The following is a 16,740-nucleotide window of genomic DNA, read 5'->3' as shown; positions in this document are numbered from 1 at the left end:
CCTTATTTCAGTGATAACGACATGCCTTCGAGGAAGTATTTTCTGAACAGAATAAACAGGACAACGATTGGCAGCATCTGCACCACCGACCCCGCCAGCACCGGTCCCAGGTAGATGCCATAGGATTTGCTGAAGGTGGCGAGCAGCACCGAAAACGGCATTTTGTCCACTTCGCGCATCACGATCAGCGGCCAGAGGAAGTTGTCCCATGAGCTGGAAAAGGTGAACAGTGCGACAATCGCCAGAATAGATTTATTCAGCGGCATCATCACATGCCGCAAGATCCCCCACAGGCTGGCGTGATCGAGCCTTGCGGCATACAGGTAATCATTCGGCGTGCCTTTAAAGCTCTGCGAAACCATAAAAATGCCCCAGGCGCTCATCGCATACGGCAGGATCATCGCCCCGTAGCTGTTGATCAGCCCCAGTTCACGCATCAGGACAAACTGTGGAATGATGAACATAAAGACCGGGAAAACCATCTGCACAATCAACAGGTTGCGAAACGCATTTTTGCCGCGAAACTCGGTTTTCGCGACGGCATATCCCACCAGCATTGAGGTCAGCGTGACGCAGACGGTAATGGTGAGCGACACGAACAGCGAGTTAACCAGGGTGCGCAAAAAAGGTTTGTCCGCCCGGTTGCTGTTATCGAACAGAAAAGCGTAATTCTCCAGCGTCAGATGACCGGAAAACAGCCCGGTCGTGTAGATTTGCGCCGTCGGTTTCAACGAGGAGATCACCATCCAGATAAAAGGATAAAGCCAGGTGAGCGCCAGCAAAAACATCACGGCGTGAATGAGCAGCGTTAAGGGAGTCAGTTTCTTCATTCACACAATCTCGATATGTTTTTCGAATACTTTGCGGAAGACCCAGATGGCGAGGAAACTGCATGCCGCAACGATAATCGACATGGTCGCCGCCCAGGTTGGCTTCATTTTCTGGAACGCCACTTCATACATCACTACCATCGGACTGGTGGTGCTGTTGAGCGGTCCACCGCCGGTGATAAGATACGGCTCGGTAAAGATGCTGAACGCCACGGTAATCGCCAGCACCATCACCATCACGATTTGCGCGTTCATCATCGGCAGGGTAATCGCCCAACTTTGCTTAAACTTCCCGGTTTTATCCAACTGCGCCGCGCTGTAAATATCCGCGGGGATCGCCACCATCCCGGAATAGAGAATCAGCCCGTAATAACCGACGAATTTCCAGGTAACAATTAACGCAATGGATAACATGGCGCAGTCAGGGTTGGTAAACCAGGGCACAGAGATGCCGAAACTGGCCTGTAAAAATTGATTGACCGGCCCGTATTCGCTGAACAGTTTTGCAAAGACAATGGAATAGGCCACCCCCGAAGAGATATTCGCCAGTAAAAAGCTCAGGGCAATAAAACTTTTCCCGTACTTAATTTTTCGTAATCCCGCGGCAAACAGCAGCGAGGCAAGAAAGACAATCGGGATATACCACATTAAAAAACGGCACACGTTCCACATCGACTGCCAGAATAACGCGTCATGAAACACGCCAATGATATTCTGTAATCCGCTAAACGTCGGCGTGCCAATAAATTGCCAGTTCGTCACGCTAAGCACGACCAGCCAGCACAGCGGATAAAACCAGAACAGCAACGAATAACCGATCCACGTGGAGGCCAGCAGGCCTCCGGTGCGGGATTCATATCCAGCCATTTTTTCCCCTTATTTCGCCAGCAACGTGTTAATTTCCTGCGCGGATTTATCGAGGGTGGCTGCCGGATCGGCGTGGTTGAAAATGACCTGCTCCAGCATCTGCGTCATGCTGCGCTGAATCTCCGTGGTTTGCGTAGTGGCCGCTGGCGGCAGCGCGACGTCCACGTAAGAAGCGATCGCCTTCTCCAGCGGGTTTTTCTCAAAGTAATTCACAAACAGCGGATTACTCATTAAATCACTGCGTGCTGGCGGCATACCGGTCAGCTCCAGCCAGCTCCGGTCGTGCTCGGCGTTGTTAAAGACCCACTGAATAAACGCCCACGCCTGCGCTTTGCGCTTGCTGGAACTGAAGATCACCACCCCTTTGCTGTCGCCGAACGTATACGGGTGCGCGTCGCCTTTCTCGGTGAGCATCGGCCCAATTTGCAGCGTTTTGAGGATCTCCGGATACTGCTTGTGATAGCGAGCGATATCCCACGGACCGCGCGCGGATGCCAGCACCTGCCCGGTCGCTAACGGATCGTCGGCGGCGGTGAAGTCGTAGCTGCTCCACTTGCTGTTAAAGACTTTCCCCATAAAGGTCAGTACCGCCTGTCCGGCAGGATCGGCAAACGTCGCCTGATGACCTGCGAGGTAAGGTTTACCACCGTTTTGCGCATAATAAAGCGGAATAAAATCGAACCAGCGTTCCCACCAGTTTTTCCCGGCGGTCATCTGAATAACATAGCCGTTATTATCCGCCGCCCGGCGCTCTGCCAGCTGATAAAGCTCATCATAACGAGTCGGAACATGATCAAAACCATACTGCTTGAGTAAATCGCCCCGCCACCACCAGACGATAGGATTAATATAGATTGGCAGAACGTGTTGCTCGCCGTTTAATTGCCAGGCAGGAATAATTTTGCCCATCTGTCGGTTATTAACGAGTTCATTAAAACCACTCATTTTAGACAGGTCTTCAAGCTGACCAATTTCCACCAACTGGCTGGCAAAACCGATAAAGATATTACTGGAAATATCGGGTTCCGTGCCGGAAGCCAGCGCGTTCATTATTGCCTCTTCAGAACTGCTGGCGGCAGGAATGGGCGTAAATTCGACCGGGGTATGCGCCGGGTCTTTATTCCATTCTTTAACCATAGTATTCCAGAAGGCTTCTTCATTTTCGTTTGGTGCCACCCACATTTTAATTGGCGTTTTTGCTGTCTCTGCGGATTTTTTATCATCCGGACCGCAGCCAGAAATACAAAACGCGAATAGTACACAGGCTGTTAATTTAGCTAATATTACAATTCTCACGATAATTCTCCATTTACTTTCAATAAGTATTGATTTACCGCTACCCAGCTATTGAATGGAGCGTAAATTAACACCCCCTTTTTATGTTTAACGTTAAACAAATCACAAAACGATTTTTGTTTAACGTTAAACTTTGCATCAACGTTCAACGCAATGGACGATAGAAATAAATAATTCACACCAATATATAAACCCAACAAATATATTAAACATGAAAATAAACGTTAATGATAATAAAGATAAGAAACGTATTACGATAAAATCATTGGCCAAGATTATGGGTATTTCCCATACCACGGTGTCGAACGCATGGAATAATCCGGAAAAATTATCTCCGGAGCTGCGCCAGCGAATTTTGCAATACGCCAGCGAGCTTGGCTTTCAGGGACCAGACAAGCTGGCGCGCGCGCTGCGTACCGGCAAATCTGACACCATCGGCGTGATATTCAACGACTCTATGAGTTACGTGTTTATCGATCCCCACGACATTGCGCTGATGCGGGGGATCGCCGTCCAGTGTGAAGAACAAAACGTCAATCTGGTCTTGATCCCTTTGCGTAAGCGGCAACAGACGCCGCTCAACACCCTGGTTGATGGCTATATTCTCAACGCCACGCATAACAATGCGGCCATGATCCAGCACGCGCTGGCTCATGGGCGTCCGGTGGTCACGCTCGATTTTCAGTTTCCCGACCACAGCAGCGTCTCCATCGATAACGCCTGCGCCATGCGCGATATTGCCCGCTATCTGGCCGATAAAGGTCATCGACATTTCGGCATCATCGCCTTTCCGTCACAGCCCTCCGCGCAGGGAATGTGCGATCTGACCGCCCCCGTCACCGGCGACAACCTGCTGATGCTCTCCCGCGTGAATGCCTGCCGGGAGGTTTTCCAGCAGCGCGGCTTCGCCCTTGATACGTGCTGGCTGTATCAAACCCGACACGATGAAGAACACGGCGAACAGGCGGCCAAAGCGTTACTGGAAACCCATCCGGAGATCACTGCGCTTATCTGCCTTTCCGATCGCTTCGCCGTCGGCGCGATCCACTACTGCCAACGGCAGCAGCTGGCGGTTCCGCAGCGGGTTGCCGTTACCGGTTTCGATAATCTCGCCGTTGAGGTGGCGGGAATACGCCTGACCACCATCGCGCAAGACGCGGAAAAGAAAGGGGAAATGGCCGTCAAATTGCTGCTCACCAGAGGACCGGTGACCCACTATGAATTGCCTTACCAGCTCATCATTCGGGAGTCAGCCTGACTCATTAATTACAGAAGAGTAGATTATGGATGAACTAACCTGTTTTAAAGCCTACGACATTCGCGGTGAGGTTGGCGTCAACCTGACGCCGGATATCGCCTTTCGCATCGGTCGCGCTTACGCCGCCTGGCGCCATCCGCGCCGGGTAGTGATCGGCGCCGACATTCGCCTTAGCTCGGAATCGTTAAAATCCGCCGTGACCGACGGGCTGATTTCCAGCGGCGTGGATGTTATCGACATTGGTCTGTCAGGCACCGAAGAGATCTATTTCGCCACCCGGGAACTGCGTGCCGACGGCGGCATTCAGATTACCGCCAGCCATAACCCGGCGCAGTACAATGGTATGAAACTGGTGCGCGAAGAGGCGCGTCCGATCAGTAACGACAACGGCCTGCTGGAGATAAAAGCGCTGGCGGAGCGCAATGACTTTGCTCCGATTGTCCATCGTGGCAGCCTCATCCCTTATGATAATCGCCCCGCCTGGATTGCCTGCCTGCTGCGCTTCCTTCAGCATCCGCCGACTCGCCCGCTACGTATTGTGACCAACGCCGGACATGGCACCGCCGGGCCTGCGCTTGACGCGATCGCCGACGGACTAGCCCGTGCGGGCGTTCAGATTGAGTTTATTCGACTGCACCATCAGCCGGACGGTCATTTCCCGGCGGGCGTGCCGAATCCGATGCTGACGGAAAACCGCCTCATCACCCAGCAGGCGGTTATCGAGAATCAGGCTGATTTCGGCATCGCCTGGGACGGCGATTTCGATCGCTGCTTCTTCTTTGATGAGTGTGGCCGCTTTATTGAGAGCTACTACCTGGTTGGCCTGTTCGCCGAGCACTTCCTGCAACGCTCCATAGGCAGTCACATCATTCTCGACCCGCGCCTGACGTGGAATACGCTGGACGTTGTAACTCGCTGCGGCGGAATCCCGGTCATCAGCAAAACCGGGCATGCCTTTATCAAAGCGCGGATGCGCGAAGAGGACGCGGTCTACGGCGGAGAAATGAGCGGCCACCACTACTTCCGCGATTTTGGCTATTGCGACAGCGGGATGATCCCACTGGTATTGCTGCTGCAAATTATCGGCAGCGACAGCCGTCCGCTGTCGGCGTATATCGAACACGCCCAGGTGCGCTTTCCGGTTTCCGGCGAAATCAATCTGACGGTGGCCGATCCGCAATCTGTCATGCAATCCATCGCCGCTCACTATCTGCAAGCCGGCGGCCTGCGTGACGATTGCGATGGGTTGAGCATCGACTTCGTTGACTGGCGCTTCAACTTACGCGCCTCCAACACCGAGCCGCTGCTGCGCCTGAACGTGGAAACCCGCGCGGATACGGCACTGCTGGCGCGCAAAACCGATGAACTTTTAACGCTGATTGCAGCCTGGGATTCTGACAAGGAGAGGTTATGACCGCGCTAAGCCTGAGTAATATTCATAAAGCCTGGGGCAAGAACACCATCATTGAAAATCTGTCGCTGGAGATCGCCTCCGGGGAGTTCATTGTGCTGGTTGGCCCTTCCGGATGCGGGAAATCCACGCTGCTGCGGATCATCGCCGGACTGGAAATCCCCGACGGCGGTAAACTGGTGATGGGGGGAAAAGAGGTTACCAAACTTGCGGCGGGCAAACGCAACCTGTCGATGGTGTTTCAGTCCTACGCCCTCTACCCGCATATGACCGTCAGGGAAAATCTGTCATTCGGTTTACGTAATATCAACACGCCCGCCGCCGAGATTGATAAGCGGGTCGCTCACGCCGCCAGCATGCTGAAGCTGGAAGAGATGCTGGACAGGCTGCCGCAGAATCTGTCCGGCGGGCAGCGCCAACGTGTGGCGATCGGGCGTTCTATTGTCCAGCAACCGGAACTGTTTCTGTTTGATGAACCGCTGTCTAACCTGGATGCCGCGTTGCGGGTCGGGATGCGCCAGGAGATCCAGCAACTGCATAACACCCTGAAAAACACCATGATCTATGTAACGCACGATCAGGTGGAGGCGATGACGCTGGCCGATCGCATCGTGGTGCTTTACAAGGGAAAAATTGAGCAGGTGGGCACGCCGCTGGAGCTGTATAACACCCCGGCAAACCTGTTTGTCGCTGAGTTTATCGGCACGCCGAAAATCAATGTTCTGCCAGCGGTATGGCGCGAAGGCGCGCTGCATATCGCCGATAACCTTGTCTTCCGCCTCACCCGTCAGCCAGCAGGCGTTAGCGACGGGGACAAGCTGTTTGTCGCCATCCGCCCGGAGCATATGCAGTACCAGCAGACCGGGGATTTCACATTGCAAGGTCGTACCCGGCTGTGTGAATTACAGGGCGACTCCACGCTGGTGTGGTTGGATTTAGCCGGCCACCCCGTGTGCCTGAAGTCTTTTCAACAGCTTAGCTTCATGCCGGATACACCACTTACGCTCACCGTACAAGAGTCGCACCTGCATCTCTTTGACGGTCTGGGTAAACGACTGGCGTTCTGACCCACTTGCCCTTGCGTCCGCAGGGGCATTTTTTGAATCCCATCACAATCACGGCATTCCCCTTTTCCCTTTTACGCGGCGACGGCTAAATTATTAACTCATCCGACCACATAACAATAATTTTACATACTGGACACCTTTATGAGCTATCCGTCGCTGTTCGCCCCGCTCGATTTAGGCTTCACCACGCTTAAAAACCGCGTGCTGATGGGTTCAATGCATACCGGGCTGGAGGAGTATCCCGACGGTGCAGAACGGCTGGCCGCGTTCTACGCCGAACGCGCCCGTCACGGCGTAGCGTTAATTGTGAGCGGAGGTATTGCGCCTGCGCTTTCCGGCGTGGGGATGGAAGGCGGCGCGATGCTGAACGACACCAGCCAGCTTGCACATCATCGCGTCATTACCGACGCCGTGCATGACGAAGGCGGCAAAATCGCCCTGCAAATCCTGCATACCGGGCGTTACAGCTACCAGCCGCATCTGGTGGCACCTTCTGCCATTCAGGCGCCAATCAACCGCTTTACGCCGCATGAGCTGACGCACGATGAGGTGCTGCAGTTGATTGAAGATTTCGCCCACTGCGCTCAACTGGCGCGGGAAGCGGGCTATGATGGCGTCGAAGTGATGGGCTCGGAAGGCTATCTCATCAACGAATTCCTGACTCTGCGCACCAATCAGCGCAATGACGAATGGGGCGGCGAGTATGCCAACCGCATGCGTTTTGCCGTGGAAGTGGTGCGCGCGGTACGCCAGCGTGCCGGAAATGACTTTATTATTATCTTCCGCCTGTCGATGCTCGATCTGGTGGAAAATGGCGGAACCTTCGACGAAACCGTCCAGCTGGCGCAAGCGATAGAAGCCGCAGGGGCGACCATTATTAACACCGGTATTGGCTGGCATGAGGCGCGTATTCCCACTATCGCCACCCCGGTGCCGCGCGGCGCGTTTAGTTGGGTGACTCGTAAGCTGAAAGGGCATGTGACGATCCCACTGGTCACCACCAACCGCATTAACGATCCTCAAGTCGCCGATGACATTCTGGCCCGTGGCGATGCCGATATGGTGTCGATGGCCCGTCCGTTCCTCGCCGATGCCGAACTGCTGTCAAAAGCGCAAACCGGGCGAGCGGATGAGATCAATACCTGTATCGGCTGTAACCAGGCCTGCCTGGATCAGATCTTCGTCGGCAAAGTCACCTCTTGCCTGGTGAATCCGCGCGCCTGCCATGAGACCAAAATGCCGATCGTTGCCGCCACTGTGCCGAAAAATCTGGCGGTTGTCGGAGCAGGTCCTGCAGGCCTCGCCTTCGCCATTAATGCCGCCGCACGCGGTCATCACGTGACATTGTTTGACGCGCATAGCGAGATTGGCGGGCAGTTTAATATCGCTAAGCAGATCCCCGGCAAAGAAGAATTTTATGAAACCCTGCGCTACTACCGCCGGATGATCGATGTGACTGGCGTGTCGCTGAAGCTGAATCACTTTGTCAGCGCACGCGATCTGTACCCCTTCGATGAAGTGATCCTTGCCAGCGGGATCGAGCCTCGCATGCCACCGATCGAGGGGATCGACCACCCTAAAGTACTGAGCTATCTTGACGTCCTGCGCGATAAAACGCCGGTGGGCAAACGCGTGGCGATCGTTGGCTGCGGCGGGATAGGTTTTGATACCGCCATGTATTTGAGCCAGCCCGGTGAGCCCACCAGCCAAAACATTGCGGAATTCTGCGTGGAATGGGGGATCGACACCAGCCTGCAACAGCCTGGCGGCTTACGCCTGGAAGGCCCGCACTTATCCCGCAGCCCGCGCCAGATAGTGATGTTGCAGCGCAAAGCCAGCAAACCGGGACAAGGTTTAGGGAAAACGACGGGCTGGATCCATCGCGCCACCCTGCTCTCACGCGGCGTGAAAATGATCCCGGCAGTTAGCTATCAGAAAATTGATGATGATGGCTTACACGTTGTGCTGAACGGCGAACCGGTGATCTTTAACGTGGATAACGTGGTGATTTGCGCCGGACAAGAGCCGCGCCGTGAGCTGGTCGATCCGCTCCACGCGGCGGGTAAAACGGTGCATCTGATCGGCGGCTGCGATGTGGCGATGGAGCTGGATGCCCGACGCGCTATTGCGCAAGGGACGATGCTGGCGCTGGAAATTTAACAGTATGTATTTCGTAGGCCGGATAAGGCGGTCACGCCGCCATCCGGCACACACGATTAGCGGCGGCGACCGGTTTTGACCGCTTTCAGTACCACGAATTTATTATTGGTGGCGATGGTCACGCAGTTGCCGAAAATCTTCTTCAGCTTGTGGAAGTAGTCAAGGTGACGGTTAGCCACAATGTACAGCTCACCGTTGATTTTCAGGCAGCGACGAGCGTGGTGGAACATCTCCCAGGCAATGTTATCCGTCAGCGCGTGCTTCTGGTGGAACGGTGGGTTACACAGCACGGCGTTAAAGCGGAACGGTTCGACGCCCGACAGCGCGTTGTTGATCATAAACTCACAGCGATCCAGCGCTTCAGGCATGTTACTTTCCACGTTCAAGCGGCTTGAAGCCACCGCCATCGGCGATTCATCAACAAATACCACGCTGGCTTCCGGGTTCTTCGCCAGCAGCGTCATACCGATGACGCCGTTACCACAGCCGAGGTCAACAATCTCCCCTTCGAGGTTTTCCGGCAGATGCTCGATAAAAAAGCGCGCGCCGATATCCAGTCCGGTACGGGAGAAGACGTTGGCGTGGTTATGGATAGTCCATTCGGTACCTTCCAGCTTCCAGCTTAGCGTTTGCGAGGCAGCGGCCAGCTCAGGTTTGCTGAACGTACAGTTGATTAAACGGGCTTTTTTCCACGCCAGCGTCGTGGTGGTTGGACCCAATACTTTTTCAAACAGCTCCAGCGTCGAAGTATGCACATCACGCGCTTTTGCCCCGGCGATGATACGCGTTTGCGGCGTTACCACTTCGCGCAGCGCGCGCAGTTGCTGCTCCAGCAGCGCCATGGTTTTTGGCAGCTTAATCAGCACCACGCCCGGCGCCTGCGGGTAGTCAGCCGTACTGTCGAGGAACTTGATGCTCGACTCGGCAATATCGTTGTGACGCAGGTTCTCGCGTGTGGCAAGCTCGCTGAGATAAGAATCGCCGATGCTGTACGGCGAATGTTGCGCCAGCGCACAGCCCAGCGCGCCAAAGGTATCATTCAGGATTAGCACCGGGCCGCTAATCTCGGTATCGTCCAGCTGTTGCAGCAGATATTCATCTGCCGCTTCCCACGCCAGCAGCGGGTTAACGTCATCCGTTTCCGGGAAACGTTTAAGTGACAGCGAACGGAAACCGTTGTCTATGTGGCTCATCGGCCCTCCTGAATGGTAAAATTTCGGCGTATCCCTGAAAAGGGTGCGTGAGTATACACTTTTTATGATTGGCATGGGCAAAGATGAACCAACTAACTTATCTCCAGGGCTACCCGGAACATTTGCTTTCTCAGGTGAGAACGCTGATTGCTGAACAGCGTCTGGGCGCAGTGCTGGAGAAGCGCTATCCGGGGACGCATGATTTCGCGACCGACAAAGCGCTCTGGCAATATACTCAGGATCTGAAAAATCAGTTCCTGCGTAATGCCCCGCCGCTGAATAAAGTCATGTATGACAGCAAGATACACGTTCTGAAGAATGCGCTGGGGCTGCATACCGCCGTATCTCGCGTGCAGGGCGGTAAGCTAAAAGCCAAAGCGGAGATCCGCGTTGCCACCGTGTTTCGCAATGCCCCTGAACCTTTTTTACGCATGATCGTCGTTCATGAACTGGCGCATCTGAAAGAAAAAGAGCACGACAAAGCGTTTTACCAGCTGTGCTGTCATATGGAGCCTCAGTATCATCAACTGGAGTTCGATACCCGCCTGTGGTTAACGCAACAATCGTTAAAGCAAACTGCGTAGTTGCGCACTGGCTTTGTCTTCAGGGCATGCTAAATTGACGAAAGGATCCCTTTTCGCAGCCTGAAGGCCATTATGATACGTTTCGCAGTAATTGGCACAAACTGGATCACCCGCCAGTTTGTCGATGCCGCCCATGAAACCGGCAAATATAAGTTAACCGCGGTCTATTCCCGGAGCCTTGAACAGGCGCAGACCTTCGCCAACGATTACCCCGTCGAGCATCTGTTTACCTCACTGGAAGCGATGGCGCAAAGCGAGGCGATCGACGCCGTCTACATCGCCAGTCCAAACTCCCTGCACTTCCCGCAGACCGAGCTTTTTTTGCGGCACAAAAAGCATGTTATTTGCGAAAAGCCGCTGGCCTCAAACCTGGCGCAAGCCGAAGCCGCTATCGCCTGCGCGCGCGAAAATCAGGTCGTGCTGTTTGAAGCGTTTAAGACCGCCAGCTTGCCTAACTTCCTGCTGTTGCAGCAATCTCTACCCAAAGTCGGAAGAATCAGGAAAGCGTTTATTAATTACTGCCAGTACTCCTCGCGTTACCAGCGCTATCTGGACGGTGAAAATCCGAACACGTTTAATCCGGCGTTCTCAAATGGCTCGATCATGGATATCGGTTTTTACTGCCTGGCCTCAGCGGTTGCGCTGTGGGGTGAACCGCAAAGCGTTCAGGCCAGCGCCAGTCTGCTGGAAAGCGGCGTAGATGCCCACGGCGTGGTGGTGATGAATTACGGTGATTTCAGCGTCACACTCCAGCACTCAAAAGTAAGCGACTCGGTGTTAGCCAGTGAAATTCAGGGCGAGCAGGGATCGCTGGTGATCGAGCATATCTCCGAGTGTCAGAAAGTGTGCTTCGTTCCTCGCGGGGGGAAAACCCAGGATCTGACGACGCCTCAGCACATCAATACTATGCTGTATGAGGCAGAGGCTTTTGCTCATTTGGTTGAATCCGGCGAAGTGGATCACCCCGCACTGGCCGTCAGCCGTATCACCGCCAAACTGCAAACAGAGATTCGCCGCCAGACCGGCGTGATTTTCCCGGCAGATGAAGCGGTAACATCGCTGACTGCGTAAAGGTATGTAAAACGAATGTTGCAGGCCATTGACTGAATGCATGGCCTGTAATATTTTGTAACCCGCAAAGGGGAGTAACTTCGTTGTCGGTTGATCGTCATTACGATGTGTGAAAAACCACATCCGGTCGCCGAGCGATAACAAAGGAATACGCCATCGTATTCCTTTGTTGTTGTAAGTGAGACCTTGCCGAATGGCAAGGTCTATGCATAAAAAGCAGCGGCTAACGTCATTCGGCGTTGGCCGTTTTTTTTATGCATGGGGAAATACAATGAATACTGTCGGCACACCGTTGTTATGGGGTGGCTTCGCTGTCGTGGTGGTAATTATGCTGGCCATCGACCTGCTGTTGCAGGGTCGTCGTGGCGCGCATACGATGTCGATGAAGCAGGCTGCGGCCTGGTCAATCGTTTGGGTAACGCTGTCGTTACTGTTTAACGCCGTCTTCTGGTGGTACCTGGCACAAACCCAGGGCCGCGCCGTTGCCGACCCACAGGCACTGGCGTTCCTTACCGGCTATTTGATCGAAAAATCGCTGGCAGTAGATAACGTCTTTGTCTGGTTGATGCTGTTCAGCTACTTCTCCGTACCGCCTGCGTTGCAGCGTCGGGTACTGGTGTATGGCGTGCTGGGAGCCATTGTTCTGCGTACGATCATGATCTTCGCCGGCAGTTGGCTTATCACCCAATTTGAGTGGCTGTTGTACGTGTTCGGTGCATTCCTGCTGTTTACCGGCGTAAAAATGGCGCTGGCGAAAGAAGATGCTTCCGGTATTGGCGACAGACCGTTAGTACGCTGGCTGCGCGGTCATTTGCGCATGACCGATACCATCGAAGATGAAAAATTCTTCGTGCGTAAAAACGGCCTGCTGTTTGTTACGCCGCTGATGCTGGTGTTGATTCTGGTTGAACTGAGCGACGTCATTTTCGCCGTCGACAGTATTCCGGCTATCTTTGCCGTCACTACCGACCCGTTCATCGTGCTGACCTCAAACCTGTTTGCTATTTTGGGTCTGCGCGCAATGTACTTCCTGCTGGCGGGCGTGGCGGAGCGTTTCTCCATGCTGAAGTACGGTTTGTCGGTCATTCTGGTGTTTATCGGTATTAAGATGCTGATCGTCGATTTCTACCATATCCCGATCGCTATCTCGTTAGGCGTGGTATTTGGCATTCTGTTTGTGACGCTGATTGTGAACGCCTGGGTCAACCACCAGCACGATAAAAAGCAGCAAATACAGTAAGTTTCATCTGCTAGCTGAAAAGCCCGACAGCACACTGCGTGCGTCGGGCTTTTTGTTTATCATGTCAAAATAATGTTAACTCAAAGTTATAAAATATGATCTCAACGCGAAATCCAGGATATTTCGCTTCCAGAACCCCGTTCTTTCCTTATACTCAGCCATGCAAACATTTGCCTCATCCTGAAAGATGCGTCTACAGAACGCACAAAGGCAGGGCAACAACACAATGAAAGGATTACTACATGACTACGCAACGTTCATCGGGGCTATTCTCGCGCTTGGCGCAAGGGAGCCTGGTTAAACAAATTTTGATCGGTTTGGTTCTGGGGATTTTACTGGCACTGGTGTCAAAACCTGCGGCAGAAGCCGTTGGTTTACTGGGTACTCTGTTCGTCGGCGCGTTAAAAGCCGTCGCACCAATTCTGGTTCTGATGCTGGTAATGGCTTCTATCGCCAACCACCAGCACGGGCAAAAAACCAATATCCGCCCAATCCTGTTCCTCTACCTGCTCGGAACATTTTCCGCAGCGTTAGCGGCCGTTGTCTTCAGCTTCGCCTTCCCATCGACACTGCATCTTTCCAGCAGCGCCAGCGATATCGTACCGCCGTCCGGCATTATCGAAGTGATGCGTGGTCTGCTAATGAGCATGGTTTCTAACCCAATTGATGCACTGCTTAACGCCAACTACATCGGCATCCTGGTTTGGGCCGTCGGTCTGGGCTTTGCGCTGCGTCACGGTAATGAAACGACCAAAAATCTGGTCAACGATATGTCCAACGCTGTTACCTTTATGGTGAAGCTGGTGATTCGTTTCGCGCCGATCGGTATCTTCGGCCTGGTCTCCTCCACGCTGGCAACCACCGGTTTCGCCACGCTTTGGGGCTACGCACATCTGCTGACCGTGCTGGTAGGCTGTATGCTGCTGGTAGCGTTGGTGGTCAACCCGCTGCTGGTATTCTGGAAAATTCGCCGCAACCCATATCCGTTAGTGCTGGCCTGTCTGCGTGAAAGCGGCGTATACGCCTTCTTTACCCGCAGCTCCGCGGCAAACATTCCGGTGAATATGGCGCTGTGTGAGAAGCTGAACCTGGATCGTGATACCTATTCGGTGTCTATCCCGCTGGGAGCTACCATCAATATGGCTGGCGCGGCGATCACCATTACCGTGTTGACGCTGGCGGCGGTAAATACGTTGGGTATTCCGGTCGATTTACCGACGGCGCTGTTACTGAGCGTGGTGGCGTCGCTGTGCGCCTGCGGCGCATCGGGCGTGGCGGGCGGTTCTCTGCTGCTGATCCCACTGGCATGTAATATGTTCGGTATCCCGAATGACATCGCCATGCAGGTCGTTGCCGTTGGCTTTATCATCGGCGTATTGCAGGATTCCTGTGAAACGGCGCTGAACTCTTCTACAGACGTCCTGTTTACCGCTGCGGCCTGCCAGGCTGAAGACGAACGTCTGGCAAATAACGCCCTGCGCGGCTAATCTCTGCCCCTCTGTCACCGGACGGAGGGGTTCTCTTCTTGTACGCTTTTTTCAATTTTGAATGGATCAATTCCGCGTTTTTGCATCCGCCGGAAGCGAATAATGTTCAGGCCGTTCATCACCAGAAAACTACCTTCGATCATCGTCCCACCAATCGATCCCAACCAGAAATTATGGATAACCCAACAGGCGGTTGCGCACCACATTACGCAGCGCACGGTCAGCCCCTGGCAGCGAAACAGCGCCCAAGTGCTGGCCAGCGTGCCAATAATCGGCAACAGCTCCATCGCATGCTGTAATTTCGCCAGCCCGAGAACCAGGGTGAGGATAATAAAAACGGTCATTACCCATAGTTTGCGGGTATGCATCGAGACGAGTGTGCGGATGGTGTTTAGCTCTGCACTCATTCCCGCAGGCCAGGCGCCCATCAGAAAAAAATGCACGCCAATGGTGGCGCTGTAGACGGCGAGTTGCAGCCGGAACCGGCGCTCATCTCGATTGAAAAAGGTGGTAATGCCGATCAAAAAGGCGATGACACCTACGCCCTGGGCCAGCCAATACGCGGTCATGGGAGATCCTTGTGAGGAAACGCAAAAACAAACGGCGCCCCATATTATGAAACGCCGTTTTTAAAATCCACTCCATTTCGATTACCCAATAGATTTCGTGCTACCGCAAGGCGGTAAGTTCAGACATCCCCGGGAGCTTACTGGAGTAAGTGACCGGGGTGAATGGACGCAGCCAACGCGGCTGTCACGCGAAAGATGAAGGGTAATTACAATGTTACGCCGCTTTTAAAGATAGCCAGTTCCCGGAAATCGTTGCGCTCGTTGCAAGTTTGCTTGCCATTGGCGAACTCAACGATCGTATCGACAAACTCGCTCAGCAGCTGAGGCATCGCTTTACCGTGGATCAGCTGTCCGGCGTCAAAATCGATCCAGTGTTTTTTCTTGGCCGCCAGCTCGCTGTTGGTCGCAATTTTCACCGTCGGCACAAAACCGCCGTACGGCGTACCGCGGCCGGTGCTGAACAGCACCATATGACAGCCCGCGCCCGCGAGGGCACTGGTAGCAACCGCATCGTTACCCGGCGCGCTCAGTAAGTTCAGGCCGTGTGTCTTCAGGCGTTCGCCGTAGCGCAGTACATCCACCACCTGGCTGGAGCCCGCTTTTTGCGTGCAACCCAGAGATTTATCTTCCAGCGTGGTGATCCCGCCCGCTTTGTTGCCCGGCGATGGATTCTCGTAAATCGGCTGGTCGTGAGCAATGAAGTACTGCTTAAAGTCATTGACCATGGTCACCAGCTTGCCGAAGGTTTCTTCGTCACGGCAGTGGTCCATCAGCAGCTGCTCGGCACCGAACATTTCCGGTACTTCAGTCAGCACGGTGGTGCCGCCGTTGGCAATCACGTAGTCGGAAAAACGCCCCAGCATCGGGTTGGCGGTAATACCGGACAGGCCGTCAGAGCCGCCGCATTCCAGACCAAACTTCAGCTCGCCCAGCTTACCCGGCTCACGCTTATCGTTACGCATCACGTTGTACAACTGATGGAGATGTTCAATCCCCGCTTCCACTTCGTCTTCCTGATGTTGGCAGACCATAAAGTGAACACGCTCAGGATCGTACTCGCCTAAAGTTTCGCGGAAGGCATCAACCTGGTTGTTTTCACAGCCCAGGCCGACCACCAGCACCGCACCCGCATTCGGGTGGCGCACCATATTTTGCAGCATGGTACGGGTGTTGATGTGGTCGTCACCCAGCTGTGAACAGCCGTAGGTGTGACTGAAAAGATGCACGCCGTCGATACCCTCGGCGTCGTTGGTCTCTTTCAGAAAGCGGTTCTGCATCTGACGCGCCATAGCGTTGACGCAGCCGACCGTCGGCAGGATCCACAGTTCGTTGCGCACGCCGACCTCGCCGTTGGCGCGACGATAGATCTGTACATCGCGATCGGCGGGTTGAACAAGCTCTGCCTGAAAATCAGGGTGGTAGCTATACGTGTCCAGGTCGCTCAGATTCGTGCGCGTGTTGTGAGCATGAATATGCTCACCCGCCGCCACGTCCACCAACGTATGACCGATTGGCAAACCGTATTTAATGACGTTTTCGCCTTGCGCAATATCGCATAAAGCGAATTTATGGCCACGAGAAACCGCTTGGCGCAGGATTACCGCTTGCCCATCAACGGTGACTTCGGTTCCTTCAGCCAAATCAGCGAGCGCTACCGCGACGTTATCCAGCGTATGGATCTTGATGTATTGCATACCTTCACCCAGG

Annotated in this window: 14 protein-coding genes; 8 read left to right on the top strand and 6 right to left on the bottom strand. The window is 54.1% G+C overall.

Features of this window, described 5'->3' with window-relative positions; genetic code table 11:
- Positions 1–2: 2 nt before the first annotated feature.
- The 3 genes from HV237_RS03030 to HV237_RS03020 are packed head-to-tail and all read right to left on the bottom strand — an operon-like array spanning position 3 to position 2,993.
- Positions 3–830, bottom strand: a complete 828-nt coding sequence (locus HV237_RS03030) for a carbohydrate ABC transporter permease (RefSeq protein ID WP_016154601.1) — start codon at positions 828–830, stop codon at positions 3–5.
- Positions 831–1,697, bottom strand: coding sequence for a sugar ABC transporter permease (locus HV237_RS03025; RefSeq protein ID WP_016154602.1), 867 nt, complete (start codon positions 1,695–1,697; stop codon positions 831–833).
- A 9-nt stretch (positions 1,698–1,706) separates the two neighbouring features.
- Positions 1,707–2,993 carry an ABC transporter substrate-binding protein gene (locus tag HV237_RS03020; RefSeq protein ID WP_047358956.1) on the bottom strand — a complete coding sequence of 429 codons (1,287 nt, stop codon included), beginning with the start codon at positions 2,991–2,993 and terminating at the stop codon, positions 1,707–1,709.
- Between the two features lie 211 nt (positions 2,994–3,204).
- Between HV237_RS03020 and HV237_RS03015 the strand changes: the two genes are divergently transcribed.
- The 4 genes from HV237_RS03015 to HV237_RS03000 all read left to right on the top strand — a co-directional run bounded on the left by HV237_RS03015 (position 3,205) and on the right by HV237_RS03000 (position 8,889).
- Positions 3,205–4,251, top strand: coding sequence for a LacI family DNA-binding transcriptional regulator (locus HV237_RS03015; protein WP_016154604.1), 1,047 nt, complete (start codon positions 3,205–3,207; stop codon positions 4,249–4,251).
- Between the two features lie 25 nt (positions 4,252–4,276).
- Positions 4,277–5,665 carry a phosphomannomutase/phosphoglucomutase gene (locus tag HV237_RS03010; protein WP_047358955.1) on the top strand — a complete coding sequence of 463 codons (1,389 nt, stop codon included), beginning with the start codon at positions 4,277–4,279 and terminating at the stop codon, positions 5,663–5,665.
- Entirely contained in the window at positions 5,662–6,729 is a 1,068-nt protein-coding gene (ugpC, locus tag HV237_RS03005; RefSeq protein WP_047358954.1) for a sn-glycerol-3-phosphate ABC transporter ATP-binding protein UgpC, read from the top strand. Before HV237_RS03010 ends, ugpC begins: the two co-directional genes overlap by 4 nt.
- A 141-nt stretch (positions 6,730–6,870) precedes the next feature.
- Positions 6,871–8,889, top strand: a complete 2,019-nt coding sequence (locus HV237_RS03000) for an NADPH-dependent 2,4-dienoyl-CoA reductase (protein ID WP_016157531.1) — start codon at positions 6,871–6,873, stop codon at positions 8,887–8,889.
- Between the two features lie 56 nt (positions 8,890–8,945).
- Here HV237_RS03000 and rlmG read toward each other — a convergent pair whose 3' ends face one another.
- Complete coding sequence (rlmG, locus tag HV237_RS02995; RefSeq protein WP_047358953.1) at positions 8,946–10,082, bottom strand: 23S rRNA (guanine(1835)-N(2))-methyltransferase RlmG; 1,137 nt, start codon at positions 10,080–10,082, stop codon at positions 8,946–8,948.
- A gap of 83 nt (positions 10,083–10,165) precedes the next feature.
- On the opposite strand from rlmG, the gene HV237_RS02990 reads away from it, so the two are divergent.
- The 4 genes from HV237_RS02990 to sstT all read left to right on the top strand — a co-directional run bounded on the left by HV237_RS02990 (position 10,166) and on the right by sstT (position 14,464).
- Positions 10,166–10,666 (top strand): M48 family metallopeptidase, encoded by a 501-nt coding sequence (locus HV237_RS02990; RefSeq protein ID WP_016154609.1) that lies wholly within the window; start codon positions 10,166–10,168, stop codon positions 10,664–10,666.
- 72 nt (positions 10,667–10,738) lie between these two features.
- Positions 10,739–11,737 carry a Gfo/Idh/MocA family oxidoreductase gene (locus tag HV237_RS02985; protein ID WP_016154610.1) on the top strand — a complete coding sequence of 333 codons (999 nt, stop codon included), beginning with the start codon at positions 10,739–10,741 and terminating at the stop codon, positions 11,735–11,737.
- Between the two features lie 271 nt (positions 11,738–12,008).
- Complete coding sequence (locus HV237_RS02980) at positions 12,009–12,977, top strand: TerC family protein (RefSeq protein ID WP_016154611.1); 969 nt, start codon at positions 12,009–12,011, stop codon at positions 12,975–12,977.
- A gap of 242 nt (positions 12,978–13,219) precedes the next feature.
- The gene (gene sstT / locus HV237_RS02975; RefSeq protein WP_016154612.1) at positions 13,220–14,464 is read left to right on the top strand and encodes a serine/threonine transporter SstT; all 1,245 of its coding nucleotides are present in this window, start codon (positions 13,220–13,222) and stop codon (positions 14,462–14,464) included.
- A 14-nt stretch (positions 14,465–14,478) separates the two neighbouring features.
- Here sstT and HV237_RS02970 read toward each other — a convergent pair whose 3' ends face one another.
- Together HV237_RS02970 and HV237_RS02965 are read right to left on the bottom strand one after the other, a co-directional pair.
- Positions 14,479–15,033: a YgjV family protein gene (locus HV237_RS02970; RefSeq protein ID WP_016154613.1), complete on the bottom strand. Its 555-nt coding sequence runs from the start codon at positions 15,031–15,033 to the stop codon at positions 14,479–14,481.
- Between the two features lie 206 nt (positions 15,034–15,239).
- Complete coding sequence (locus HV237_RS02965) at positions 15,240–16,727, bottom strand: altronate dehydratase family protein (protein WP_016157534.1); 1,488 nt, start codon at positions 16,725–16,727, stop codon at positions 15,240–15,242.
- Positions 16,728–16,740: the final 13 nt, after the last annotated feature.

This window comes from Citrobacter sp. RHBSTW-00570 (assembly GCF_013739755.1).
Classification (GTDB): Bacteria; Pseudomonadota; Gammaproteobacteria; order Enterobacterales; family Enterobacteriaceae; genus Citrobacter; species Citrobacter braakii.
Note: the sequence above shows the minus strand (reverse complement) of the source record. Positions and strands in the feature narration are given on the sequence as shown.